We start from the raw sequence: 23,899 nt of genomic DNA on the forward strand, positions 1-23,899 counted from the left end.
GGCGGCCCGCCTGCCGGTTTTCATCCGGCCGATTGTGGGCGTGCCGCATCCCGCCCGTCAAATGCGGCGCAGCGGCGCAAATCGATTCCAGCGGCCCAAGCCGGCAAAATTTCGTCAGGTATATATCAGACGGTCATCCCCGCCCGAGGCGATCCGTATAGGATGGAGCCGTCGTCCATCAGAAGGAGCGTTTCCATGCCGTCCCTGCGACATCCCATGCTGGCCACCGCGCTGGCTGCGGCGCTGGCCGCCGCCGCCCCCCTTGCCGCCCACGCCGAATCCGTCACCCTGCAGGTCGAGCAGGCCACGCCCGGCGCCGATCCGCACACCAACGCCCGCATTGTCGACATCAAGCTCAAGCCGGACAGCAGCAAGGCGCTGGCGAACTTCACGCGCGAGCGCGTGGGCCAGCGCGTGCAGTTCCGCGCGAACGGCATTCTCCTGTCCTCGGCCACGCTGATGAGTCCGCTGGAAGGTGACAGCCTGCGCATCACCGCCGGCGAACACGGCTTTGCCGGCAAGTCGGCCGAAGAGATCGCGCAAGGCATCATGAAGGACGGCGCGCTGACGATGGACGACGAGAACAGATAGACGCACCTGCCTTATTGGGTCCCGTGGCTGACGCCCGCGCATGCGGGGTCAGCCATTTGTTTTTGGCCATGCGCTTGCCGCGCGCCGCAATTTCAGGGCACTGTCATTAACCTTTCATTTCGGACTTCTAGTATTGCTCGTCCCCATCGGGCATCAGACCCAAAGCCAGGAGTTCCAATGAGCAAGTCCATCTCCGACAAGACTGTCCGCAACCCCAGCCAGAGCACCCCGTTCAGCGAGATCCTCGAAAAGAACATGTCCCGCCGCATGGTGATGCGCGGCGGCATCGCCGCCGCCTTCGCGACGATGACCAGCCTGGGCCTGGCCGGCTGTAATGGCAGCGACGACGATGACGACGACGCCGGCAACGGCGGCCAGAATCCCGCGCCCGAAGTGCCCGGCGGCGAGCAGCCTGCCGCCCCGATCAAGCTCGGCTTCGAGTCCCTGCCCACCTCCATGACCGACGCCTGTGTCGTGCCGGCCGGCTACACCGCCCACGTGTTCGCGCCTTGGGGCACGCCGTTCAACGACAACGCCAACCCTTGGGACCGCAACGGCAACAACAGCTCGACGGACCTGCTCAACTCCACCGGCATGCACCACGACGGCATGCACTTTTTCCCGATCAACGGCAGCTCCACCGAAGGCCTGCTGGCGATCAACCATGAATACATCGACCAGGGCGCGTTGCACCCGAACGGCCCGACGAACGTCGCAGGCGTGCGTCCCATCGAGGAAATCCGCAAGGAGATCAACGCGCACGGCGTGTCGATCCTGCACGTGCGCCTGGAAAACGGCCGCTGGAACATCGTTCACAATTCGCGCTACAACCGCCGCTTCACGTCGGCCACGCCGATGAAGCTGGCCGGCCCGGTCGGCGGCACGGACTGGGTCAAGACCCCGTACTCGCCCACCGGCACGATGGTGCGCGGCACCAACAACAACTGCGGCAACGGCTTCACCCCGTGGGGCACGTACATCACCGCTGAAGAAAACTGGGCCGCCTGCTTCGTGAACACCGGCACGCGACCCGCGCACCAGCTTCGCGTCGGCGTGCCGGATACCGCCGGCCGCTACCAATGGGAAACGGGCGCCAACGATCCGCTGGAAGTCCAGGGCGAGTTCGCGCGCTTTAACGTCACCGAGACCGGCGCCGACTTCACGCAGGATTGGCGCAACGAAGTCAACGGCTTCGGCTACCTGGTCGAGATCGATCCGTTCAACGAAAACAGCATCGCCACCAAGCGCACCGCGATGGGCCGCTTCGCGCACGAAGGCTGCGCGTACGCCATGCCCGAAGCCGGCAAGCCGCTCGCCTTCTACAGCGGCGACGATTCCCGTTTCGAATACATCTACCGCTTCGTGTCCGAAGCCGTGTGGGATCCGAAGGATGCCGAGCGCACCGACCGCCTCGCCGTGGGCTCGAAGTACCTGGACAAGGGCACGCTGTACGTCGCGCGCTTTGACGCCGACGGCACGGGCCAATGGATCCCGCTCGTCGGCACGACCGTGGGCGCGGGAGGCCGCACGCTGGCCGACGAATTCGGCAGCCTGGAAAACATCATCATAAACACGCGCGGCGCAGCGGACTTCGTCGGCGCCACGCCGATGGACCGCCCGGAATGGACGGCCACGCACCCGACCAACGGCGACATCTACCTGACCCTGACGAACAACACCAGCCGCAATGCCAGCCGCGGCACCAACCCGGCCAACCCGCGCCTGAACAACGTCAACGGCCACATCGTGCGCTGGCACGACGAGCCGGGCTCGACCAAGTTCAAGTGGGACATCTTCGTGTTCGGTTCGAACGCCGGCGCCGATGCCGACACCAACCGTTCCGGCCTGACCGCGCTGAACCAGCTTGCCAGCCCGGACGGCCTGGGGTTCGACCCGCGCGGCATCCTGTGGATCCAGACCGACAACGGCATCGACGGCGGCCGCAACAACGACGTGGCCCGCGCGACCAACGACCAGATGCTGGCCGTGATCCCCGGCGCCCTGGCCGACAGCACCGGCACGGGTCCGGCGATCAATGCGACGAACCAGGCCGATCTGCGCCGCTTCTTCATCGGGCCGAACGAAGCCGAGGTGACCGGCTTTGCCTTCACGCCTGACTACACCAGCGTCTTCCTGAACATCCAGCATCCGGTGAACTGGCCGGCCTACGACACCGATGACGCCACCGTCGCCACCACGGGCGTCGTCCGTCCGCGTTCGTCCACGGTGGTGATCCGCCGTGCCGACGGCGGTCCGATCGGGGTGTGATGACGGCGCGACCGGGACGCCCCGGTCGCCCAAGCACTAAGGCCACCTTCGCGGGTGGCCTTTTTTTATTGCTTCGCGCGCAAGGCGCCGGCTAGTGATCGGCTAAGCGGCGCACCGATCAAGCCCGGGTCGCTGCCGGGACTTGTCCAACACCGTCATGCAAGCCTGGAGCACACGCCCCGGCTCAATCGAATCGATATTCGAAAATCCCGCTTCTGGCACGACATCGCGAGTGTACTCGCGGGCCCAGAACCATTCGGGGTTGGATTCGTTGAACACGCCCACGTAGGGCACACAGAGGCCCTGCGCGATATGGGAGGGGCCGCAATCGTTGGAGACGATAAGGCGCGCGTGCTGCATCAGCGCGACCAGCTCGGCCACGGGCCGGCAGTTCTCTAGCCGGAAGTCCGCCCGCTGCAGGGCTTGCAGGCGTTCGCGCTCGGCCGCTTCAGCCGGCCCCAGCACAAACGTGAACGTCGCCCCGCCACCCAGCCGCGCCTGCAGCAGATCGGCCAGCGCAACGTAATGCTCCACCGGCCACCGCTTGAACTTGCCTGCGCCACCGCCTGGAATGAAGACGATGTCGGCCGGTTGCACCTTGTCCGCGCAGGGCCGTGCGATCTCAAGGAAGCACTGGCGCGCGATGACTTCGGGGTCGTGGTGCTGCACCGTGGACAGCAGCCGCAGGTTTGCCAGCCCGATGTATTCGCGGATGTCCTTGACGTGCGAATGCGTCCAGACACAGTCGCCAAGGCGGCGGTTGCTGAAGCCCAGACGCATCGGGGGACGGCGCAGCAGGTTGATTACGGCAAAGCGCTCGCTGGAATGATGCAGGGTCAACGACGCGCTGGCGCGCCGCGGAAGCGCCCGGACCTGATCGCCGAACGCGTTCGCGCGGACAAACTGGTCCACCCACGGCAGCTGCGTATAGAAGTCCTCGACGGCAAATCGGGACACAACGCGCACCTGCTTGTCCGGCCACAATTTCTTGACTTGATACAGCGCGGGATACGCCACTATCTGGTCGCCGTAGCGCGACTTGCTACGAACGAATACGACGACATCGGCCATGGCCACTCACTTGGTGAAATCTCGCACGACATCCTGCTTTCTTGCAGAACCGCGCGCAATCGGAAAACTCTGAAATCAAGACCCCGGCCGATGACTTTCAGCCTGGCAACCCGCACCCGTGCGTGAGGCCGGCAGGGGCGTATCGCCCGATGTATTGCCCGCAAACTTGCGGATCTTCTCGGCCAGCTCGGGCGTCGCCTTCTCGTAGCCGTAACAATACGGCGGCGTGGGCGCCGACTCGGGGCGGTAATCCTGCAGCACAGGCTTCGCATCGCCCAGGTACAGGTTGTCTTTCAGACGCAGAAACGCCTTGAAGTCGCGAGTGTACCCGTGATCCTCCTTGCGCCTTTCATAGGCCCCGCGATCGGAGTCGCCATTTTCCAATGCGCTGCGCGCCGGCGCAATCGGGATATAGCGACAATAATTGACATTGATGCCTTCCACGGTGGGAAAGAACTCGGGTTCTACGCATTTGCGCTGGCCATCGTTGTTGAAGATGTTGCCTTCCACCAGCGCCTTGGCCTCCAGGCTGAAACTCATGCCATAGAAGTCCCAGTTCTCAAGCAGGTTGTTGAACAGGTGGAAGGTGCCGAACTGCGCGCGCGGATTGCGCTGCACGGTGTTGAAGAAATAGTTGTGATGCAGCGTTACACGTGCAATCGAGTCGCGCTCGTAGTTCTGGAACAGGTTCTTGGACGTGATGTTGTTCAGCAGCATCACCTTGTTCGAATTGTGGAACTTGGTCCACGAGATCGTCACGTCGGTCGAGCCGTTCTTCACGTTCAACAGGCGATCCGACATCCGCGACAAATCCATATGGTCGACCCATACGTCGCGGCTGTCGTTGGCCACGTTCACGGCCTGCGTGAGGCGGGTGAGCCGCCCGTCGATGGTCAGGTGCGTCAGGATGACGTTCTTCGCGCCATACACGCCCAGGCCATCATCGATCAGGGCCACCCGCTTGCCGCGGCCATCGATGGTCGTGTTGGACGGAACCCGCAACTGCGACTTCAGGACGATGGTCATGTCCGAGGCAAAGCGTATCCACGTCGGCCCCTTGCGGGCCTGCGCCAGCGCCGCCCGCAGCGTGCCGGGGCCGGCGTCCTGGTCGGACGTCACTTCAATGAACTTGCCGCCCAGGCCACCCGTCGCCTTGGCCCCATACCCTTCGCGCTGCGCCAGCAACGCCGAGACGATCGGACAGTGCTCGTCCGGCGCCCCGCATTGCTCGGCGGCTGCCGCCGCACCGCCATGCAGGCCGGCCAGCGCCAGCAGCCCGATCATCATCGTCTTTTGAAGTCGCATCACAAATTGCTCCCTGTGCGTCACGCGGACGGATCCGCGGCCGTCACGTGACGCCAGATGCCGCCGCTCAGCCGCAGGTTTTCCGGCGGGCCGGCAAGGTGCTCGCGCAGCCGCTCGAAGTACGCCTTCTGCCAGCGCTGCGCGTAGGCGTCGGCGGCTTCGCCCGGATTGGCGGCCGGCAGCATTTCCAGCGTGTAGGCCACCTGACCGTTCTCCCAGCGCGGCGCGTAGAACACGGACGGCACGCCCATCCGGTGCGCCAGATGCGCCGCAAAGCCGGAATAGGTGACGTCCTGGCCTTCGAACGTCGTGCGCGGCGCGGCAGGATTGGCCGCGCCGTCGATCGCCAGGCAAAGCACGAATCCCGAGTTGATCGCGCGCATGCAGGCCTTGGCGACCTGCGCTTCGGTCTGGTCGGCCGTCGAGATCAGCGCCTCGGCGTAGCTGCTGCGGGCGATGCTGGGCGCCGACGCCAGCCAGCGCGACGGGATGCCGACCAGTTCCAGGGCCATCAAGCCTGCATACATCGGCCCGACGTGGGCAGTGGCGACCACGACACCGCGGCCGGCGGCAAGCAGCGGCGCAAAGAAGCGCTCGCCGGTGTCCAGCTCACCCAGCATGGCCATCGCCTCTTCGACGCGTTCCTCGCGGCATTCGAGCCAATCGAACAGCAGATGGTCGATCATGTGTCCCCAGCGCGCGCGGCGCTCCCACGTGGCGCGGTCGATGCTGGTGTCGCCGCGCATCGACCAGGCCCAGTCCAATCGCGCCTGCGGAATGGGTGCGGTGTCGAGCTGCGCTTCCATGCGCGCCAAGGCTTCCTGGAAGGTCTCCGGCAGCCGCGCGCCGCGCTTGGCCACGTATTGCTCGAACAGCGCCTCGGCCTCGTCCTTGCGCCCGGCCTGCGACAGCGCGCCAATGGCGGACCGCTGCCACAGCAGGTTGTCCGGCGACTTTTTCAGCAGGAACATCATCTGCTCGGCCGCCGCGTCGTACTGCAAGGTGTAGCGCAGCGCGCGGGCATACAGGCCCCGCGTCTGCTCCAGATCGGGCGCCAGTTCGATGGCGCGCGCAAGCGGCGCCACGGAATCCTTGTAGCGTCCGGCGCGCAGCAGCGTTTCGCCATGCAGCGTCAGCAGCCGCACGTCGTCGGGCGCGGCCTTCAGGCCTGCTTCAAAGTGCGCCAGCGCATGCGTCTTGCGATCTTCCTCGGTGCCGCGCCGCAGATGCGCCAGCCCCAGAGACGATCGCAGCGCCGCGCAGTCGTGGCCCGCGCGCAAGGCGGCGTCGCCAAGACGAATGGCCGCGGCGTTGCGGCGGTCCGCCAGCAAAGCGCGCACCGCCATCGTGGCCACGCGCTCATTGGGCAGGTTGTCCGGGTCCAGCGCTGCCGCGATGCCTGCTGCCTCGGCCACGTCGCCGTTGCGCACGAAGGCCATCAGCCACGAATACGCGTCTTCCGGCGCGCTCTGGGCAAGCGCAAGGGTCGTGCGGGCGACTTCCGCCGCCTCGGGCACGCGCCCCGCCTGCACGCGCAGCTGGATGCGCGCGGCATGCTGCGACGCATTGCCGGGCTCGATGCCGGCCGCGGCGTCCGCCTGCGCAATGGCCTTGTCCCATTGCTCCAGGCGGCCGAGCAGACTGGCGAGCAGGCGCCTGTCGTCGGCCCGGTCGGGATACACGGCAATCAGCGTCTCCAGCGCCGCGACGGCGGGGGCCAGCTTGCCCTCCTTCACGTACGGCGACACCAGAAGGCGCCGGACCTCGCGCCAGCCATCCTTCGCCGGCCGCAGCGCCGGCTCCAGCGCGGTCATATCGCGCGCCGGGTCAGCCGAGGCGCGGATCTGTCCGATGACGTCACGCAGGCGCGCCGTGGCGTCCTTCGGTTCGGCGCCGGCTTGCGGCGGGCAGTTTCCAACGACCGTATCAACCATGACGCAGCCCCCTCAACAAAGCCATCGCGACGCGGGCGATGAACATGAGCACAAATCCCAGCGCCAGGGCCTGCAACAGCAGAATGCCGGTGCGCGGGCTGCTGGGGCGGTCGGTCGGAACCGGCTGCGCGATGATGGACAGATACCGCTGCAGGCGCAGCGCGTCCGTCATCGCCTGCTGGTACGACTGCTGCGCCAGCGTCAGGTTGGAATCCGCAAACACCTGGGCATTACGCAGCGCCTCGTATTCCTTCAATTGCTTGGCTTCAGTATTGCCGTCGCCGCTCAGGCGCTGGCGCACGGAAGCAAGCCGCTTTTTCAGCGCCGCCACCTGCATCTGGGCAGGCTTGAGCATGAAATGGTCCTTGTTATCCAGCGCCCGGATCTTGTCCAGGTTGATCTGCGCGGTGCTCAGCTCGCCTTCCAGCTGGCTGGACAGGTTTAGCAGCATCGACACCGTTGCGCTGGGATCGATGTTGCCGTGCTTGGTGCGCCAGGTCGTCAGCGCATCGCGCGCCGCCAACGCCTTTTCCTCGGCCAGCTTGACCGACTCCTCGCTCACCTTCAGCTTGTCGGCCACGCCCTTCTCGTTCATCGAGCTGACGAATTCCTCGGCCAGGCCGATCAGCGCCTTGGACAGCGTGGCCGCGTCTTCCGACGAGAACGCGCTGACGCGCAGCACATCGATCTGCTCCAGCGCGTTGAACGAGACGTGCACCGAGGCCTGATAGGCGCGGTACAGATCGTCCTCGCTGGAGTCCTCGGCCAGGCGGTTCAGCGGATCCAGTCCGTCGTTCATCAGGTAACGCCGCAGGCCGACCTTGCGGTCAAGCTGCTGCATGCTGTCGCGCGATTTCAGGAAATCCGCGACGGCCCATCCGTCCACGAAGCCGCCCAGCATGCCGCCGGAGTTGCCCGTGGTCAGCAGGCTGGCCGCCGCGCCCCCGCCGCCCTGCTGGTTGGACGCCGACTGCACGAAAAAGCGCGACTCGGCCTCGTAGCGCGGCGTGGCGACGAAGGACAGGTAGATCAGCGCCAGCACCACCGGCACCAGGACGATCAGCGCGTTGACCCAGCGATGGCGCCGGCGCTCGCGCAGCGCCGACTGCCGCTCGCGGCGGCGGCGTTCGATCTCGGATCCGCCCTCAGAAGCCGAGCTGGCCTTCGTCGAAGCCGCCTCCGAGGACGTCGTCGCCTGTGCCGGAATCGCTCCGAGATCGTCGCGGTGGATACCTGCGGAGGCACTGGTCGAGGTCGTCGTCGATGCTGAGCGCGCTTCGTTCATAGATCAAGCCTTTGAAGCAATAATCCGCCAACTGATTCTGGCGATAACTGGAAAAAATGAGTGTCCGGCCCACCAGCCGCTCTTCGAACAGAGCCAGCCAGAGCCGGGTGAAACGGCAAGGCTCGAAGGGGATGCTTCCTTCGATCACGTAGACATCGAACGCGGGCGCCAGCGCCAGCGCGAACGAGAACTCCTGCCGCACGTAGAGCGGCCAATGCTCCATGGGCTTGGCCAGCATCTTGGGATCGCTGATCAGGTCCGCGACCAGCTCGTACGTCGCGTCGGGATCGATCTCGTACATCTCGCTGACGAAATCGATCATGGCAAGGCCGCTGGCCTTGCCGCGGATGAAGCCCTGGCGGCCAATCGCCCAGGAGACGTTGCCGTCGTGCTTGACGAAACCCTGCCGCGGCGGCCGCAGGCAGCACAGCACGTCCACCAGCTGGCGGTGCATTTCCGGCGCGGGCGACAGCAAGGCATACCGCCCGGCCGGAATGTCGAGCGTGGCGTTGGCCAGCAGCGGCAGCCTGCTGCCGAAGGCATAGGGTTCGTCGGTTACGCCATTGAGATGGATCATTGGTCACCCTCACATCGGCTGGACATTGGGACGGGCAAGGCGCTCGGCCACCAGGGCGATCACCATCATGAACACCAGCGAGGTCAGGAAATAACCCAGGCTGGCGTCGTGCGACTCGTACGCCTGGAAGTACGCCGAGCGCAGCAACTGCATGCCGTGCGCCAGCGGCGACCACAGCAACCACGGCCGCAATTGCTCCGGAAACTGCTCCGACACGAAAAACACGGCCGCGAAGATCTGCAGAAAGCGCTCGATGATCGGCGCTAGCCGCAGGAAAAAATGCCAGAACGTCGCGATCGATCCGAACAGCACGCCCATCGCCGCCCCCGCCACGCCCATCAGCACGACAAACAGGATGAAGCCGGCCCAGCTCTTGGGCAGCGTGATGAGCCCGATCGCATGGCCCGCGGTGATCAGCACCCCGAACACCACGAGATACACCGATACATAGATCATGGCCTGCACCAGCGCGCACATCAGCGGGGTGACGCCCTGGAAGTTCAACAGGCCACGCGCCGAGACATAGGCCGTACTGCTCCGAAACGCGATCTGGCGGAACATGATCCAGGTCGTCGCGCCCAGCAGCGAGAACGTCTGCACGTCCATGCCCAGGATGTAGTGCGTGCCCATCAGGATGTACAGCGACGAAATCAGGGTCAGCAGCACCACCGGGCCCACCAGCGCCCATACCAGCGCAATGCGGCTCTCGCCGTGCATCACGCGCAGCTGATAGATGAACATCGCCATCAGCGTGCGGCCGATCGGCCGGTGGCCGGCCGTATCGTCCGAATGCCCTTCATGCAGGGTGCGCAGCCGGTCGCGCAGGATGGCCAGGTCGCCCGCCTCGCTTTGCGGAACCTCGATCTCCAGCGCGATGTCGTTGCGCGACGCATGGCGGCGCGCTTCGCGAGCTTCGTCCTGCTTGCGCCGCTCCACGCGCCGCGCATGCGCGGCGGCCAGCCGCTCGTCCTCGGCGATCAGCTTGGCCGGCATGTAGCCCAGCGCGAAGACATCCACGCCCGCGCGGATGTCCTGCTCCAGAAGGCGCACGATGATGCGCAGACGCCGCCGCGAAAAATCGGCCAGGGACTCGTCGACCGCGCTGCGCACGATCTCGGCATCCAGCTCCGCCTGCACGGCCTCGTACACCGCCCGCCTCGCCGCCACGGAGTCATGCGGCTCGCCCTGCAGGCGGGCCAATAGCGGCTTGAACAGCACGGCCGGCGGGGCCTTGGCCTCGAACAGCGCGGCCGGGTCCAGCCGCCAGTTGGCGACGCCAGACCCTACCGTGTAGTTGCTTTCCTTGCGGCGCGAGCGCCAGCCCTTGATCCGATCCTCGTTACTCATGGACGCTCATGGACGCGCTACTGGGCTACGCCGGTCGAACCGCCGCCCGAATCGCTGTCGATGGCTCGCGTGGCGCTGAAGCCGGCGCTCATCGTGACGCGGAAGGCCGACAACACCTTCTGCACCTGCGTGAACGGCGCGTCCGAGATATAGATCGCCTGTCCTTCATGCACCGTGAACTCGCGCGCCAGCGCCACCTGCTCCGGCCGCGTAAGGTCGAATTGGTAAACGACGGGCAGCAAGTCCGGCTTGCCTTCGGCCCCCGCCCTCGCGGGCGTGAACAGGAACACCGACCGCGGGTCGGCCAGCTTGTCGTCCAGGCCGCGCGAATCGGCCAGCGCGTCCAGCACGCTGTAGTTGCGCTTGCTGATCTCGACCCGGCCCTGCTGGCCGGCCGCGCCCAGCACGGTCAGGTATTCCTTGGCATCGTAGGCGGTGATGACATCGCCCGAGCGCAGAAGAATGTCGTTGTTCTGATTGCGGTAGATGTCCGCCAGCCGCACCGAGGCGACCTGATTGTCGCGGCGCAGGCTGATGATGAGCTGCTCGGGATTGGTCTGTACCGGCGCGGCCTGCGCCAGCGCGCTGCTCAGGCGCTGGGCGGTCTGCGTGATGGGGTACATGCCGGGCTTGGTCAGGTTGCCCTGCACCGTCACCATCTGGCCGCGCGCATCGGCCGCGCGCGTGACGCTGACGTCCGCGCCGACCACGAGCTTGCTCAGGCGCGCCACGATGGCGTCATGCAATTGGCCAAGCGTCATGCCCTCGGCGCGGAACTTGCCGATGATCGGGAACGAGACATGGCCCGAACGATCGATCTCCTGGTTGCCCAGGTCGCTGACGCCGGAGGGGTCCGTGGCAAACACGCCCAGCCCGCCGCGTTCCCAGACGCGCACGTTGATGCCGTCGCCCGGCACCAGCTTGTCGAATCCGGCTTGCGTCAGATCGCGGTAGCGAACAGGGAAATCGGCCACGTCGGGCACCCTGCTCTTTTGCGCCAGTTCACGCGACACGGGCATCACGATGACGTCCTTGTCATCGTGAGCGCCGGTCATTTCGCTGAGCATCGGGCCGGACCGTGGGAGCTGGCAACCCGAGAGTGTCAGCGCTGCCAGAAGCAGCAGGGCAAGGGTCGCGTGTCGCCGCGATCCCAGGGCCGGGACGTTCATTTGCATAAGATCCTTCAGCGTCAACAACTTGAAAAAGAACAACTGCCGATTACGCAAGCATGCGGCGCTGGGGCGCCACGTCGATGCGCTCGTCGTTCTGGGACTCGGTCATGGCGGGCATGCAGATGCTCATGAACTTGGTCAGCATCGCATCCAGCGAGAACAGCTTCTGCGCCCGCTGGCGGCTGTGCGCCCGCAGGTCCGCATTGCTGCGCACCTGGTCCACCATGTTCAAGACCTTCTTGTACGCCTCGTGCATGTCGGGGTGATCGACGTCGCTGAGCAGGTGGCCCGTTTCGTCCTCGACGAAACACTCCTCTGCCCCGCCCGCCGGCGTGGAAATCACCGGCACGCCCAGCAGCTGCGCCTCGATCAGGACGTTCGGCAGGCCTTCATATCGCGACAGCAGCACGCTGGCGTCCATCTTCGAATACCAGAACCCCACGTGGTTCGACAGGCCCACCAGCAGCAACCGGTCCAGGACGTCGTGTTCCTGCGCCAGCGCTTCGATGTTCTCGCGCAGGCGCCCGTCGCCAACCAGGAAAAAGCGCGCCTGCGGCCGCTCCTTCAGGTAAAGCGCCGCCAGCTTGATGAAGAGCTGCGGACGCTTGTCGGGTTCCAGGCGGAACACGCCGCCAATCGTTTCCGTGGCGTCCTGGGTGCGGGCCTCGAAGGCTTCCCACTTTTCCTTATCGGCGTCCGACGCATCGGTCGCCAGGTCGGGCACGCCGTTGTACAGGATGTGAAAGCGCTCGAGCGGCAGGTCCAGCCACTCGGCATACGCCTCCGCGGCCTTGCGGCTGTTGCTGACGAACACCACGCCGGGCACCTGGGCCAGCGCCTGGTACAGCTCGGGATACTCTTCGCGGAACCGGTCCTTGCGGATGTTCGGCGGCAGGCCCCGAAACACCAGGTGGATGGTCGGCGTGCCGGCCAGAAGCGCGGCCAGGGCGCCGAACAGGCACGTGCCGTCCTGCCACAGGCTCACCACGTCGAACCGGTTCGCGCGCAGCACCGGCGCCAGCCGCGTCACGCCGTAGTGCACGGGCGGCGGCAGCTGCTCCAGCAGGCGGCCCAGGCTGCCTTCGGGCAGGGCCTGGTGCGCCACCGAGATCGCCGGCAGGCGGTTGATCTCCGTGACGGGAATCTGCGCCTTGATGAGCACCGGCAGGAAGAAATCATCCTGCTTCTTGGACACGCCGGACGGTTCGGTGTGCTGCTTGACCAGCACCTCGACCTTCTTGGGGCGCATGAGGATGTCGGGCGGCTGCTGTTCCGGCGAAGCGGCCAGACGGGTCAGTTCGCCGGCCAGGCGGGTCAGCTGGCGCTCGGCCCCGCCCGGTCCCAGGCTGCCGGTGACCAGCGCCACCGACACGGCCTTTTCCGGCGTGTTCTCGGCAAGCTTGCGATTGCGGAAATGCAGGATCGCGTGCTTCATCGAAATGATGCGCACGTCCTTGCCGGCCAAGGCCTCCTCGGATTCGAAACGCTGATAGAACGCGTAGTCGCTGGCCAGCCCTTCGGCCAGCTCGGCCGCCTTGCTGCCTGGGGTCAGGTGCTTGGCCACCGGCGCGATCGCCTCCCAGGCGTCCGCCAGAAGCCCGCGCTTGCGCAGGCGCTTGGCGAACTCCACGCGCATGTTGCGGTCCGTGTGCTGCGAGATCAGGCTGCGGAACAGCGCGTCGGACTGCTCGTGCGCGCGGATGTCGCTCAGCAGCTTGGCCCGCGCGAACAGGCGGTCCGGATTCGTCGTGGACGCGGGCAGGTGACGGTCGACCAGCGCCATGGCGTCGTCCAGGTGCCGCTCCTTCACCAGCCGCGTCGCGCAATAGCGCACGATCTGCAGGTCATCCGGGCATTCCTCGAGCAGCGTCGTCCACTGCTCGGCCATGCCTTCGTTCAGGCCCGCCGATTCCTGCAGGCGAAGCAGCAGGAACCGGACCTTCGAGTCTTGCATGTGGCCGCGGGCAAGCTCCTTGGCCCGCGCCAGGTTTTCCTGAGCGACTTGAACCCGCACCGATGCCGCAACGATTTCCTCCAACTGCGCTTGAACTTGCTGAAGTTCGGACTTGGCGTCCGCTCGCTCGGTAATCAGTGGCGGATTCATGCTGCCTTTCTCCGGTTGATCTTTTCGATCCACGCGAGGCAGCGCTCGATGTAACTGTCGTATTGCGCCGGGTTCTCGGAACGCTCCTGCAGCGTCTTCCAGTACGGCAGGGCCTGTTCGAACCGGTGCAGACGCATCGCGCCCACCGCGGCCAGACGCAGGCCGATGGGATCGTCAGGCACGAGCGAGACGATACGTTCGCCCAGCGCCAGGCGTTCGGTCGTGCTGGACGAATCCAGGGCGCGCGCCTCGGCGTACAGATAGGCCAGGATGCGGCGCTTCTCGTGATCGACCTCCGGCATGCCTGGCCACGACTGGGCCACGCGATCCAGCAGCTTCCATGCGCCCTGATGATCGCCATTCGACAGAAGCTCGCGGGCGCCGCGGATGGCGCGCGGTCCAAGGCGGCCCAACTGGCGCTCGGCTTCGTCCTTGGCGCTCTGGTCGGCGCCCGGGTGGGCAAGCACGTCCTTGTAGGCGTCGATGGCTTCACCGAACCAGCCGCCATTGAAGGCCACGCGGGCAAAGTGCAGCTTCGTGCTGAACGGGGCGGACTCGCCGGCGGCGGCCACTTCCAGATGGCGCATGGCCGTCTTCTTGTCGCCCAGCGCGTCGGCGGCGCGGCCACGCATGGCGTGCAGCTCGGGGAAGTCCACGTTCGTGTCGATGGCCAGGTTGGTCAGGTCGATCACTTCCTTGTGGTTGCCCGCCACCAGCGCGGCCCGCGCGCCGAGGCGCATGGCGCGTTCGAATGCACGCTGCGCCCGTGCGCCGGTCAGCGCGTCGGGGTTGAGCAGACGGTGCGCGCAGATGCGTTCGGCCGCATCGCGCAGGCGTCCTTCCTCCAGCGCGCGGTTGCCTTCTTCGGCCCACGTCGCCGATTGCGCCTGCAGCCAGCCGCTGATGTCTTCCTGCTCGCTCTTGGCCAGGTTGCACGAGGCCGCCAGCGTCGCCGCGGCCACGATGCAACCGCGCCACGAGGCTTCCTTGACCAATTCCAGCGCGTCGCCCTCTTCCAGCTTGGGCTGCTCGTTCGCCAGATCGCGCAGCGCGTCGCGGTCGCCGGCCAGCAGGCGGTCGCGCCACAGGACCGCGAAGCCGCGACCGTAGCCGGGATTGGCCGCGCGGACTTCCTGGACCCAGCGAATCGCCGCTTCCATGTCGCCGCCCGTCTGCAACAGCGACAGCACGGTGTCGGCCGCCTCCAGCGACATGGCGTCGCCCGCCGCGCTGATGCGGAACAGCTGCTTCCAGTTGCCCAGGCTTTCGTCGACATAGCCCAGGTGGCCCGCGGACACCGCCGCGATGCGGACGATTTCCGGTGTTTCGATTTCGTCGCCCAGCAGGCCGGCTGCCAGCGAGTACGCCACGTCGTAGCGGCCCAGCTTGAACTGGTTACGCATCAGGATCTGCTCGGCCTTGCTGCCCGAGGCCAGGGTGCCGTCGGCGCTGGTCAGGAGCGCCAGCGAACCTTCGTAGTCGCCCAGCTCTTCCTGGATGCGCGCAAACAGCACCACGTGATCCGGCAGGCCCGGGTAGCGGCGCAGCACGTCGCGCACACGGCGCGAGGCTTCGCGCAGTTCGCCCGAGTCCCACAGCTTCTCGATGCGCTCGACGCTTTCCTCAGCGCCCAGCTTGGGCACGGCGGTCTGCGGGGTCGAGGAGCTCATGCGCGGCCGGATGAAATTCTTGAACCAGTCCGTGTACAGGCGCTCGGCGAAGACCGGCGTGTAGTGGGTCAGGTCCAGCCCGCCGTCTTCCATCGCCTCGGCCTGGCCGATCTTGTTCATGAGCGGCGTCGGGTCGTAGCACGGCACCCCGATACGCTGCGCGGCGGCGGTAATGGCGGCGATCAGCTGCTGGCGCTGTTCGATCGGCACGTTGTCCGGCGTGAGGGCATTCACGTGGGTGACGAACACGATCTTGTCGCGGCCCAGCAGCTCGACGAGCTGGCGCATCTCCTGCTCGATCTCCTCGTCCGTCTGGTCACGCTTGACGATGCGGGCGAGCAGGTCGCGGTCTTCCGCGCTCAGGCTCTTGAAGACCGGGTCCTGATCGAGCTGCGCGCGGCGTTCGGCGAGGCGGTCGGTGGCGGCCATGGACCAGAAGGCGCGGGTGCGCGTGCGGTCGGCGAAGAACTCGCTGAAATAGCGGCCCAGGTAATTGGACTGGATGGGATGGCCGTCAATGGTCAGCAGCTTGCGCGAGGACAGCTCGACCATGTACAGGTCGGCCGGCTTGTGCGTGCCGCGGCGAGCCTGCTCGCCATTGGACGGACGGAAGATCAGGCGCTGCACGTCGGCGGGGATGTCGCTTTGGCCGAACATGAAACGGGCCTGCTGGAGCGCTTCGGCGGCCGTGTGCACGAAACCGTAGTTGCGGCCGAGTTGAAGCTTGATCGGGTAGCGGCCCACGGCATCGCGCAGCGGCGTATGGATGCGGCAGGTTCCGATCGGAGCGATAGTGAAAGCAGTCATTCAGGGTCTCTCCTGTAGGTATGGATTACGCGCCTGAACTACAGAGTCCAGTACAAGAGGTCGGCCGGCAGCCGTTTGGGGTCCAGGACGGACTTCAAGTCGCACACCATGCCGCCGTTCTTGACGAGCTGCGGCAGGTCTTCCCAGATGGTTTCCATGGTTTCGCGGTGCGGCACCGCCAGGATCAGCACGTCCATGTCGCGGAACTGGTCGCGGCCGACAAGCTTGATGCCGTATTCGTGGTCCATCTGCTCCGGATCGACCATGGGGTCGCACGCCACCGGCGTGATGCCGTACTGGCCAAGCGCGTTGTAAAGATCGACGACCTTCGAATTGCGGATGTCGGGCACGTTTTCCTTGAACGTCATGCCCAGGATGCCGACGCGGGTGGAGGCGTTCAGGCGGCCGTTGCGCGCCAGTTGCTGCACCAGGCGCGAAGCCACATGCGCGGCCATGCCGTCGTTGATGCGGCGGCCGGACAGGATGACTTCGGGGTGGTAGCCCAGTTCCTGGGCCTTGGACGTCAGGTAGTAGGGGTCCACGCCGATGCAGTGACCGCCCACCAGGCCGGGGGTGAACTTCAGGAAGTTCCACTTGGTGCCGGCCGCGGCCAGGACTTCCGACGTGCGGATGCCGACCAGGCCGCAGATCTTGGACATCTCGTTCATGAGCGCGATGTTGATGTCGCGCTGCGTGTTCTCCAGCACCTTGGCCGCTTCGGCCACCTTGATGGAGGATGCGCGGTGCACGCCGGCATCGATGATCTGCTCGTACACGCCGGCAATGACTTCCAGCGATTGCTCGTCCTGGCCGGAAACGATCTTCACGATCTTCTCAAGCGGATGCTCGCGGTCGCCCGGGTTGATGCGCTCGGGGCTGTAGCCCAGCTTGAAGTCGACGCCGCAGCGCAGGCCAGACGCCTTTTCCAGCTCGGGACCGCAGATTTCCTCGGTGGCGCCGGGGTGGACGGTCGATTCGAAGACCACGATGCAGCCCGGACGCAGCACGGGGCCAAGCGATTGGCACGCGCGGACCAGCAGGGAAAAGTCGGGGTTGTTCTTCTCGTCGACGGGCGTCGGGACGGCGACCACGAAAAAGTCGCAGCCTTCCAGTTCGGACAACTGGTCGGTGAACTGCATGGGGGAGGCAAGCAATACGTCGCGTTCGATCTCGCCGGTCCAGTCATCACCCTCTTTCAGCCGTGCGATTCTCCGCTTGTCCACGTCAAAACCGATGACATCAAAGCGCCTGGAAAATGCCACTGCCACGGGCAGGCCAACATATCCAAGGCCACACACTGCGATTCTCTTTACCACGGGGGACCTCACTGTTTTCGTCGTGTCGCAGACACTAGAAATCGACGCCCCAAAGCGAGTAAATCGACATAAGGCCGAAATACTGTTGCCGTATAGGGGCGGACGTATCGCTAAAAATGAATTTGGCTCGGTACCCCGTTAACGGACTGGGTAGCGAGCCTGGGCATCGTAGAGGGGTCGAACAGCAAACTTTTTTCTAAATATTTTTATTGCTGCGGAAATAAATCAGGACAACCCGTAATAAACACGGGAAATCCCTAGAAAAATTACATTCATTACACAAACCGCAACATCAAAACTGCGAGTAATGTAATCAAATATGAAAAGACGTTTTTCTTGGTCCGTTTTAACCAAACTGAAAAATCGTTATCCAGATCGGCTGCTTATTAGGTTATTGCGTGAGGCAATATAAAAATCCGCACCAAACTGGGGATCAGCACGCACCCTATCAGCACGAGACATGCCAGGGTTTTCATCGCCCGGTAATAAATGGCCAGGAAATGGCCAGGCCTTGAATAATTCGGCAGGCGATTCGGAAAGTCTCGCCATACAAGGTGTACAAGGTGTCTGACACCCAAGCGAAATGACTTCGGGCTAGACGCAGTGACTCAAGGGTGTCAGACACCGGCCGCTGAAGGGTGTCAGACACCGGCCGCTGTGAAATAGTTTTTGCATTTACCCGCGCAAATGCAAAAAAACCGGCAACGCTTGCGCGATACCGGCTTTCAGCCAAAGGTGTCGGGAAACACCTTCATGAATTCTCGACCACATGAAGTGGTCGGGGCGAGAGGATTCGAACCTCCGACTCCTGCGTCCCGAACGCAGTACTCTACCAGGCTGAGCTACGCCCCGATCTTGACAACTTATTCAGCGATGCTCAGTACCGCCAAACATTCCTACCGCCAAACATTACTTCACTTACTGCTACTGCTTACTGCACTTTCCTGGTGAACTTTCTGCCGATCTCGCCGCCGTTTTTGGCTAGCGATCTCTATTCACCGCGAAAGCGCAGAATTCTAACAGAGAATTTTGAAAAGGGGAAATGGGGTAGATCGAAAGGGCTTCGCGTGCCCGATCGGCTTCGGCCACGGCGGCCTGGCGGGCGTGTTCCAGCGCGTCGGTGGCCTGGATGGCAGCGGCCACGGCAGCGAAGTCTGCGTCGCCCGTCTTGATGGCGTCGCGGATCAGCTGCTGCTGCTCAGGCGTGCCCACTTCCATGACGCGGATCAGCGGCAGGGTCGGCTTACCCTCGCGCAGGTCGTCGCCCACGTTCTTGCCCAGGGCGGCGGCGTCGCCGCTGTAGTCCAGCACGTCGTCGACCAGCTGGAACGCGGTGCCCACGTGGCGGCCATAGGCGGCGGCGGCGGCTTCCTGCTCGGGCGTGGCGCCCGCCAGCACGGCGCCCACCTGGGCGGCGGCCTCGAACAGCTTGGCCGTCTTGTAGCGCACCACCTGCAGATAGCGCTCTTGCGAGACGTCCGGGTCATGCACGTTCAGAAGCTGCAGCACCTCGCCCTCGGCGATCACGGTGGTGGCTTCGGACAGGATGCTCATGATGCGCATCGAGTCGGCCTCGACCATCATTTCGAACGATCGCGAGTACAGGTAGTCGCCCACCAGCACGCTGGCCGCGTTGCCGAACACCGCGTTGGCGGTTTCGCGGCCGCGGCGCAGGTCGGATTCGTCGACGACGTCATCGTGCAGCAGCGTGGCGGTGTGGATGAATTCCACCACCGCGGCCAGCAGCTGGTGATGGGTGCCTTCGTAGCCCAACGCGCGCGCCACCATCAGCACCATGGCCGGGCGCATGCGCTTGCCGCCCGCCCCAATGATGTAGTCGCCAATCGTGCGGATCAGAACCACTTCGGAATTCAGCCGCTCGCGGATAACCGCGTCGACGGCTTTCATATCGTCAGCAATGGGGGCAATGAGCGCGGGGAGATTCAAGACGTATCCGACAAGTGTGAAGCGAGCCGCGTAACGGCTCTTACCGCTGGGCCCGCCAGCGGTCGGCGGGGGATTCGACCACGGATTATACGGGGAGTGCGCGGGAAGTCCGGCCGCCGGCGGCCCGGGCCGCGCAGCCCGGCGCCAGGCGCCCCGCGCCGGTCGGATCAGCCGGTCGGATCCCCCGGCCGGATCAGCGCCCGCGCGCCAGCAGGCCGCGCGCCATCAGGTTCGCGTAGAGCGCGCGCACGCCGAAGGTCCAGGGCGGGATTTCCGTGGACAGCTGCACCTCGTTCACGAGCGCGCCCAGGCGCTCCGAGGCAATGACGACCCGGTCACCCGCCACATGCGTGAACCCGGTGCCCGGCCCCTTGCGATCCTTGGTGGGCGAGAACATCGTGCCCAGGAACAGCATGAAGCCGTCGGGGTACTGATGGTGCGCGCCGTGGGTCTGGCGCACCAGGTCCAGCGGGTCGCGGCTGATCTCGCGCATGTGGCTGACGCCATCCAGCGTGAAACCGTCGGGACCTTCGATGTGCAGCGAGACATCGGCCCCCCGGACGCTGTCCAGCGTGAATCCGCCATCGAACAGCCGGATGAACGGCCCGATGGCGCAGGAGCCGTTGTTGTCCTTGGCCTTGGTCAGGAGCAGCGCGCTGCGGCCTTCGATGTCGCGCAGGTTCACGTCGTTGCCCAGCGTGGCGCCGACCACTTCGCCCCGGCTGTCGACGGCCAGCACGATCTCGGGTTCGGGATTGTTCCACTGCGACTCGGGCAGCACGCCGATCCGCGCGCCAAAGCCCACCGAGGCCATGGGCGGCGTCTTGGAGAAGACTTCGGCGTCGGGGCCGATACCCACTTCCAGATACTGCGACCACTGCCCGCGCTCGAGCATTTCGGCTTTCAGGCGGATGGCCTCGGGCGATCCCGGGCGCAGCCGGGACAGATCGGAGCCGATCAGCGCCTGCATGCGCACGCGGATTTCATCGGCGCGGCCGGCGTCGCCGCCCGCCTCTTCCTCGATCAGGCGCTCCAAGAGGCTGATGGCAAACGTGACGCCCGCCGCCTTCACCGGCTGCAGGTCGCAGGGCGCCAGCAGACGCGGCCCATGCTCGCCTTGCAGCGTGGCATCCATGAGCGCGTGCGCGTCGCCCAGGGATTCGCCCTTGGCCTGGCGCGCGAGCGACACGCGGTCGGGATGGTCCAGCAGGTCGGACACGGTCGGCGCCGTGGCCGTGATATCGACGACCTCTCCCCCACGCACCACGACCACGCTCGGGCCGCCGACGGGATCGGGCCGCCACACGCGGCCCACGAGCAAGGCATCGGACAGATCGGCGGGCAGCAGATTGTTGGGGTTCATGACGTCTCCTCGCGTTGGTGCCCTGCCGGCGGCGGGCTCGTGTTCTGTGCCGGCTGACCCGGCAAGGCGCAGCCAGTCTAGGAGACTTCATTTATCATGTCCAACATCTTGCATATCTGTCCAACATATTGGAATCATGGCCGCCGATTACGACGTTCCCGCCATCCGCCGCACCCACGACATCCTGCGCGTGCTGGCCGGCCGCCCCGCTCCGGTAAAGGCCGCGGAGCTGGCCCGCGCCTGCCAGATGCCAAAGAGCACGCTGTACCTGCTGCTGGACTGCCTTGAGCAACGCCGCTGGGTCGAGCGCCTGGACGGCGGCTATATCGTCGGACTGGAACTGATGGCCCTCGGCGCGGCGTACCTGCGCCACGACGGGCTTCAGACGGCCTTTCATCAGGCGGCCGGCGCCTTCGTGGCCCGCTGCAACGAGGTCGTGCAACTGGCCGCGCTCGATGGCTTTGATGTGGTCTACCTGGCCCGGGAGGACGCGCGCCGGCCCGTGCGCCTGGTGTCGGACCTGGGTCTGCGGCTGCCCGCACACGCGTGCGCGCTGGGCAAGGCCCTGCTGGCCAGCCTGCCGCCCGACGACCTGGCCGCCCGGCTGCCCGAGACCCTGCCCCGCGTCACCGACCGCACGATCGCCGATGCCGCCCACCTGCACCGCGAACTGGACGACGTGCGGCGCCACGGGCTGGCCCACGACCGGGAAGAAGTCACCACCGGTCTCGTGTGCTTTGCGGCCTTTGTAGGCGTGACGCCCCTGGGCAAGCGGGTGGCGGTCAGCACGTCCATCCCCACCGACCGCCTGGACGACGCCCACCGGCAAGCCGCCACGGAAGGCATCCGCCGCGTGGCGCGCGACATTGCGCTGCGCGTGATTCCGGGCGCCTGAAGCCTGCACGCCACACCTAAGCCCTTAGCCTGCAACAGCTTTTTGACTTTCCAAAAGTCCCGGGCTAATATCTCGGATTCGGTCAGCAATGGCCGAATTACGTCGGTTGTTCGTGCACGCCGCCTGGCATCATCGCAAGTCCTGATTCAGCGGATTTGCGGCTAGTACAAGCGCTAGTACCAGCACTGGTACGGCAGGCCAGCACGGCATTCTTGCCCAGCAGGGCAGGCAGCACGAACGAACCCATTTACCTATTTAAGGAATACCCCATGTACGCGGTCGTAAAAACCGGTGGCAAGCAGTATCGCGTTGCCGCTGGCGAAAAACTCAAGATAGAACAGATACCGGCTGACATTGGGCAAGAAATCACCCTGGACCAAGTGCTGTCCGTGGGCGAAGGCGACCAACTGAAAGTTGGCACGCCCCTCGTCTCCGGCGCCGTGGTCAAGGCAACGGTTCTTGCGCAAGGCCGCCACGACAAGGTCAAGATCTTCAAGATGCGCCGTCGCAAGCACTATCAGAAGCGTCAGGGCCACCGTCAGAACTACACCGAAATCCGCATCGAAGCCATCACGGCTTAAGAAGCGACTCGGTACCACTTAGCAGGAGCTAAACATGGCACAGAAAAAGGGCGGCGGCTCTACGCGGAACGGACGCGACTCAGAATCGAAGCGTCTGGGCGTCAAGGCATTCGGCGGCGAATTGATTCCCGCTGGTTCGATCATCGTGCGTCAGCGCGGTACTCGCTTCCACGCTGGCGTGAACGTCGGCATGGGCAAGGACCACACCCTGTTCGCGCTGGTCGACGGCAAGGTTCAATTCGGCTTCAAGGGCGCATTGAACAAGCAGACCGTTTCGATCGTCGCTGCCGAGTAATCGGTTGGCAAGCCCGCGGACTTCACGTCCGCGGTCGCATACGGTCTGGGACGCGGTCCGCCGCAGTTCCCGAACGGCAAAAGCCCTGTCGCGTGCGGCAGGGCTTTTTTGTTTGAAGGCAATTGGCGAGTAAGCTCTCTTTTGCCTCCCGGCGGCTCCCCGTGTGGACGCCCGCCCTCACCCACTACACGCGCATACACCATGAAATTCGTAGACGAAGCCACCATTGAAGTGGTCGCCGGCAAAGGCGGCAATGGCGTGGCGAGCTTTCGCCGCGAAAAATTCATTCCCCGTGGCGGCCCCGACGGCGGCGACGGCGGCCGTGGCGGCACCATCTACGCGGTGGCCGATCGCAACATCAACACGCTGATCGACTTCCGCTACGCACGCCTGCACCGCGCCAAGAACGGCGAAAACGGCCGCGGCTCGGACCAATACGGCGCTGCCGCCCCGGACATCACCCTGCGCGTGCCCGTGGGCACGATCATCCATGACGCCGAAACCGGCGAAGTCCTGTTCGACCTGAACAAGCACGAACAAAAGGTGGTGCTGGCCGCCGGCGGCCAGGGCGGCATGGGCAACATCCATTTCAAGTCCAGCGTGAACCGCGCGCCCAAGCAATGGACGCCCGGCAAGGAAGGCGAACACCGCTACCTGCGCATGGAACTGAAGGTGCTGGCCGACGTGGGCCTGCTGGGCCTGCCCAACGCCGGCAAATCGACGCTGATCACCCGCATTTCCAATGCGAAGCCGAAGATCGCGGACTACCCCTTCACCACGCTGCACCCGAACCTGGGCGTCGTGCGCACGTCGCCGTCGCGCAGCTTCGTCGTGGCCGACATTCCGGGCCTGATCGAAGGCGCCTCCGAAGGCGCCGGCCTGGGCCACCTGTTCCTGCGCCATCTGGCGCGCACCCGCGTGCTGCTGCACCTGGTGGACGTGTCCACGCCGGATCCGGACGCCGATCCCGTCGAGCAGGCCGTCGCCGATGCGCGCGCCATCGTCGAGGAACTGCGCCGCTATGACGCCGACCTGGCCGCCAAGCCGCGCTGGCTGATCCTGAACAAGCTGGACATGGTGCCGGACCCCGAGGACACCAAACGCCGCTTCCTTGAGCTCTACGGCTGGACCGGTCCGGTGTTCGGCATCTCGGGCCTGTCGGGCGAAGGCACGCAGGACCTGATCTACGCGCTGCAGGACTACCTGGACGCCGAGCGCGAAAAGGAACAGCTTGCGCAGGATCAGGCCGAAGGCACCTACGTGGCGCCGGACCCGCGCTTTGACGACACGCGCACCGACGCGGACAAGCCGGCCGCGCCGCGCGGCGGTAACGAATAAGCCATAATCGCAGTCCTTTCGATTACGCTTTTT

The 23,899-nt window shown here is 65.3% G+C and carries 18 protein-coding genes and 1 tRNA gene; 6 read left to right on the forward strand and 13 right to left on the reverse strand.

Annotation, left to right across the window (positions count from 1 at the left end; genetic code table 11):
- Window positions 1-195 precede the first annotated feature (195 nt).
- Window positions 196-591 (forward strand): hypothetical protein, encoded by a 396-nt coding sequence (locus V6V88_RS25550; RefSeq protein WP_062838994.1) that lies wholly within the window; start codon window positions 196-198, stop codon window positions 589-591.
- Window positions 592-768: 177 nt separating this feature from the next.
- Window positions 769-2,859: a PhoX family phosphatase gene (locus tag V6V88_RS25555; RefSeq protein WP_338616948.1), complete on the forward strand. Its 2,091-nt coding sequence runs from the start codon at window positions 769-771 to the stop codon at window positions 2,857-2,859.
- Between the two features lie 102 nt (window positions 2,860-2,961).
- Here V6V88_RS25555 and V6V88_RS25560 read toward each other — a convergent pair whose 3' ends face one another.
- From V6V88_RS25560 to V6V88_RS25620, 13 genes are all read right to left on the reverse strand, one after another.
- On the reverse strand, window positions 2,962-3,930 hold the full coding sequence (locus V6V88_RS25560) for a glycosyltransferase family 9 protein (RefSeq protein ID WP_338616950.1): 969 nt from the start codon (window positions 3,928-3,930) through the stop codon (window positions 2,962-2,964).
- Window positions 3,931-4,005: 75 nt separating this feature from the next.
- A complete protein-coding gene (locus tag V6V88_RS25565) occupies window positions 4,006-5,235 on the reverse strand; it encodes a polysaccharide lyase family 1 protein (RefSeq protein WP_338619730.1) in 1,230 nt (409 codons plus the stop codon).
- Between the two features lie 20 nt (window positions 5,236-5,255).
- The gene (locus tag V6V88_RS25570) at window positions 5,256-7,169 is read right to left on the reverse strand and encodes a tetratricopeptide repeat protein (protein WP_338616951.1); all 1,914 of its coding nucleotides are present in this window, start codon (window positions 7,167-7,169) and stop codon (window positions 5,256-5,258) included.
- Window positions 7,162-8,193, reverse strand: coding sequence for a sugar ABC transporter (locus tag V6V88_RS25575; protein ID WP_158216737.1), 1,032 nt, complete (start codon window positions 8,191-8,193; stop codon window positions 7,162-7,164). Before V6V88_RS25575 ends, V6V88_RS25570 begins: the two co-directional genes overlap by 8 nt.
- A 121-nt stretch (window positions 8,194-8,314) precedes the next feature.
- Window positions 8,315-9,031 (reverse strand): hypothetical protein, encoded by a 717-nt coding sequence (locus V6V88_RS25580; RefSeq protein ID WP_056319973.1) that lies wholly within the window; start codon window positions 9,029-9,031, stop codon window positions 8,315-8,317.
- Window positions 9,032-9,040: 9 nt separating this feature from the next.
- Window positions 9,041-10,378: a sugar ABC transporter permease gene (locus V6V88_RS25585; RefSeq protein WP_223573451.1), complete on the reverse strand. Its 1,338-nt coding sequence runs from the start codon at window positions 10,376-10,378 to the stop codon at window positions 9,041-9,043.
- A 17-nt stretch (window positions 10,379-10,395) separates the two neighbouring features.
- A complete protein-coding gene (locus V6V88_RS25590) occupies window positions 10,396-11,553 on the reverse strand; it encodes a polysaccharide biosynthesis/export family protein (RefSeq protein ID WP_223573453.1) in 1,158 nt (385 codons plus the stop codon).
- 43 nt (window positions 11,554-11,596) lie between these two features.
- Window positions 11,597-13,654 (reverse strand): glycosyltransferase, encoded by a 2,058-nt coding sequence (locus V6V88_RS25595; RefSeq protein ID WP_179690527.1) that lies wholly within the window; start codon window positions 13,652-13,654, stop codon window positions 11,597-11,599.
- On the reverse strand, window positions 13,651-16,131 hold the full coding sequence (locus V6V88_RS25600; RefSeq protein WP_223573457.1) for a hypothetical protein: 2,481 nt from the start codon (window positions 16,129-16,131) through the stop codon (window positions 13,651-13,653). Before V6V88_RS25600 ends, V6V88_RS25595 begins: the two co-directional genes overlap by 4 nt.
- A 38-nt stretch (window positions 16,132-16,169) precedes the next feature.
- A complete protein-coding gene (locus V6V88_RS25605; RefSeq protein WP_128829408.1) occupies window positions 16,170-17,429 on the reverse strand; it encodes a nucleotide sugar dehydrogenase in 1,260 nt (419 codons plus the stop codon).
- Between the two features lie 793 nt (window positions 17,430-18,222).
- Window positions 18,223-18,299, reverse strand: a tRNA-Pro gene (locus V6V88_RS25610).
- 129 nt (window positions 18,300-18,428) lie between these two features.
- Window positions 18,429-19,394, reverse strand: coding sequence for an octaprenyl diphosphate synthase (gene ispB / locus V6V88_RS25615; RefSeq protein WP_062838984.1), 966 nt, complete (start codon window positions 19,392-19,394; stop codon window positions 18,429-18,431).
- A 193-nt stretch (window positions 19,395-19,587) separates the two neighbouring features.
- On the reverse strand, window positions 19,588-20,757 hold the full coding sequence (locus V6V88_RS25620; protein WP_280003322.1) for a fumarylacetoacetate hydrolase family protein: 1,170 nt from the start codon (window positions 20,755-20,757) through the stop codon (window positions 19,588-19,590).
- Between the two features lie 136 nt (window positions 20,758-20,893).
- On the opposite strand from V6V88_RS25620, the gene V6V88_RS25625 reads away from it, so the two are divergent.
- The 4 genes from V6V88_RS25625 (at window position 20,894) to obgE (ending at window position 23,866) form a co-directional block, all read left to right on the forward strand.
- Window positions 20,894-21,652 carry an IclR family transcriptional regulator gene (locus V6V88_RS25625; protein ID WP_338616956.1) on the forward strand — a complete coding sequence of 253 codons (759 nt, stop codon included), beginning with the start codon at window positions 20,894-20,896 and terminating at the stop codon, window positions 21,650-21,652.
- 269 nt (window positions 21,653-21,921) lie between these two features.
- Complete coding sequence (gene rplU, locus V6V88_RS25630) at window positions 21,922-22,233, forward strand: 50S ribosomal protein L21 (protein ID WP_006216228.1); 312 nt, start codon at window positions 21,922-21,924, stop codon at window positions 22,231-22,233.
- Between the two features lie 34 nt (window positions 22,234-22,267).
- Window positions 22,268-22,528 carry a 50S ribosomal protein L27 gene (gene rpmA, locus V6V88_RS25635; protein WP_006389959.1) on the forward strand — a complete coding sequence of 87 codons (261 nt, stop codon included), beginning with the start codon at window positions 22,268-22,270 and terminating at the stop codon, window positions 22,526-22,528.
- A 201-nt stretch (window positions 22,529-22,729) separates the two neighbouring features.
- The gene (gene obgE, locus V6V88_RS25640; RefSeq protein ID WP_056319997.1) at window positions 22,730-23,866 is read left to right on the forward strand and encodes a GTPase ObgE; all 1,137 of its coding nucleotides are present in this window, start codon (window positions 22,730-22,732) and stop codon (window positions 23,864-23,866) included.
- The last annotated feature ends 33 nt before the right edge of the window (window positions 23,867-23,899 follow it).

The sequence above is a fragment of the Achromobacter sp. E1 genome (assembly GCF_037039475.1).
In the GTDB taxonomy this organism is placed as follows: domain Bacteria; phylum Pseudomonadota; class Gammaproteobacteria; order Burkholderiales; family Burkholderiaceae_B; genus Achromobacter; species Achromobacter mucicolens.

Excerpts from the sequence above, each read along its gene's own strand:
- V6V88_RS25600 (WP_223573457.1), bottom strand. The coding sequence starts at position 16,131 with ATGACTGCTTTCACTATCGCTCCGATCGGAACCTGCCGCATCCATACG.
- V6V88_RS25555 (WP_338616948.1), top strand. The coding sequence starts at position 769 with ATGAGCAAGTCCATCTCCGACAAGACTGTCCGCAACCCCAGCCAGAGC.
- V6V88_RS25560 (WP_338616950.1), bottom strand. The coding sequence starts at position 3,930 with ATGGCCGATGTCGTCGTATTCGTTCGTAGCAAGTCGCGCTACGGCGAC.
- V6V88_RS25585 (WP_223573451.1), bottom strand. The coding sequence starts at position 10,378 with ATGAGTAACGAGGATCGGATCAAGGGCTGGCGCTCGCGCCGCAAGGAA.
- V6V88_RS25595 (WP_179690527.1), bottom strand. The coding sequence starts at position 13,654 with ATGAATCCGCCACTGATTACCGAGCGAGCGGACGCCAAGTCCGAACTT.
- V6V88_RS25625 (WP_338616956.1), top strand. The coding sequence starts at position 20,894 with ATGGCCGCCGATTACGACGTTCCCGCCATCCGCCGCACCCACGACATC.
- V6V88_RS25620 (WP_280003322.1), bottom strand. The coding sequence starts at position 20,757 with ATGAACCCCAACAATCTGCTGCCCGCCGATCTGTCCGATGCCTTGCTC.
- obgE (WP_056319997.1), top strand. The coding sequence starts at position 22,730 with ATGAAATTCGTAGACGAAGCCACCATTGAAGTGGTCGCCGGCAAAGGC.
- V6V88_RS25570 (WP_338616951.1), bottom strand. The coding sequence starts at position 7,169 with ATGGTTGATACGGTCGTTGGAAACTGCCCGCCGCAAGCCGGCGCCGAA.
- V6V88_RS25590 (WP_223573453.1), bottom strand. The coding sequence starts at position 11,553 with ATGCAAATGAACGTCCCGGCCCTGGGATCGCGGCGACACGCGACCCTT.
- rplU (WP_006216228.1), top strand. The coding sequence starts at position 21,922 with ATGTACGCGGTCGTAAAAACCGGTGGCAAGCAGTATCGCGTTGCCGCT.
- V6V88_RS25580 (WP_056319973.1), bottom strand. The coding sequence starts at position 9,031 with ATGATCCATCTCAATGGCGTAACCGACGAACCCTATGCCTTCGGCAGC.
- V6V88_RS25550 (WP_062838994.1), top strand. The coding sequence starts at position 196 with ATGCCGTCCCTGCGACATCCCATGCTGGCCACCGCGCTGGCTGCGGCG.
- V6V88_RS25565 (WP_338619730.1), bottom strand. The coding sequence starts at position 5,235 with ATGCGACTTCAAAAGACGATGATGATCGGGCTGCTGGCGCTGGCCGGC.
- rpmA (WP_006389959.1), top strand. The coding sequence starts at position 22,268 with ATGGCACAGAAAAAGGGCGGCGGCTCTACGCGGAACGGACGCGACTCA.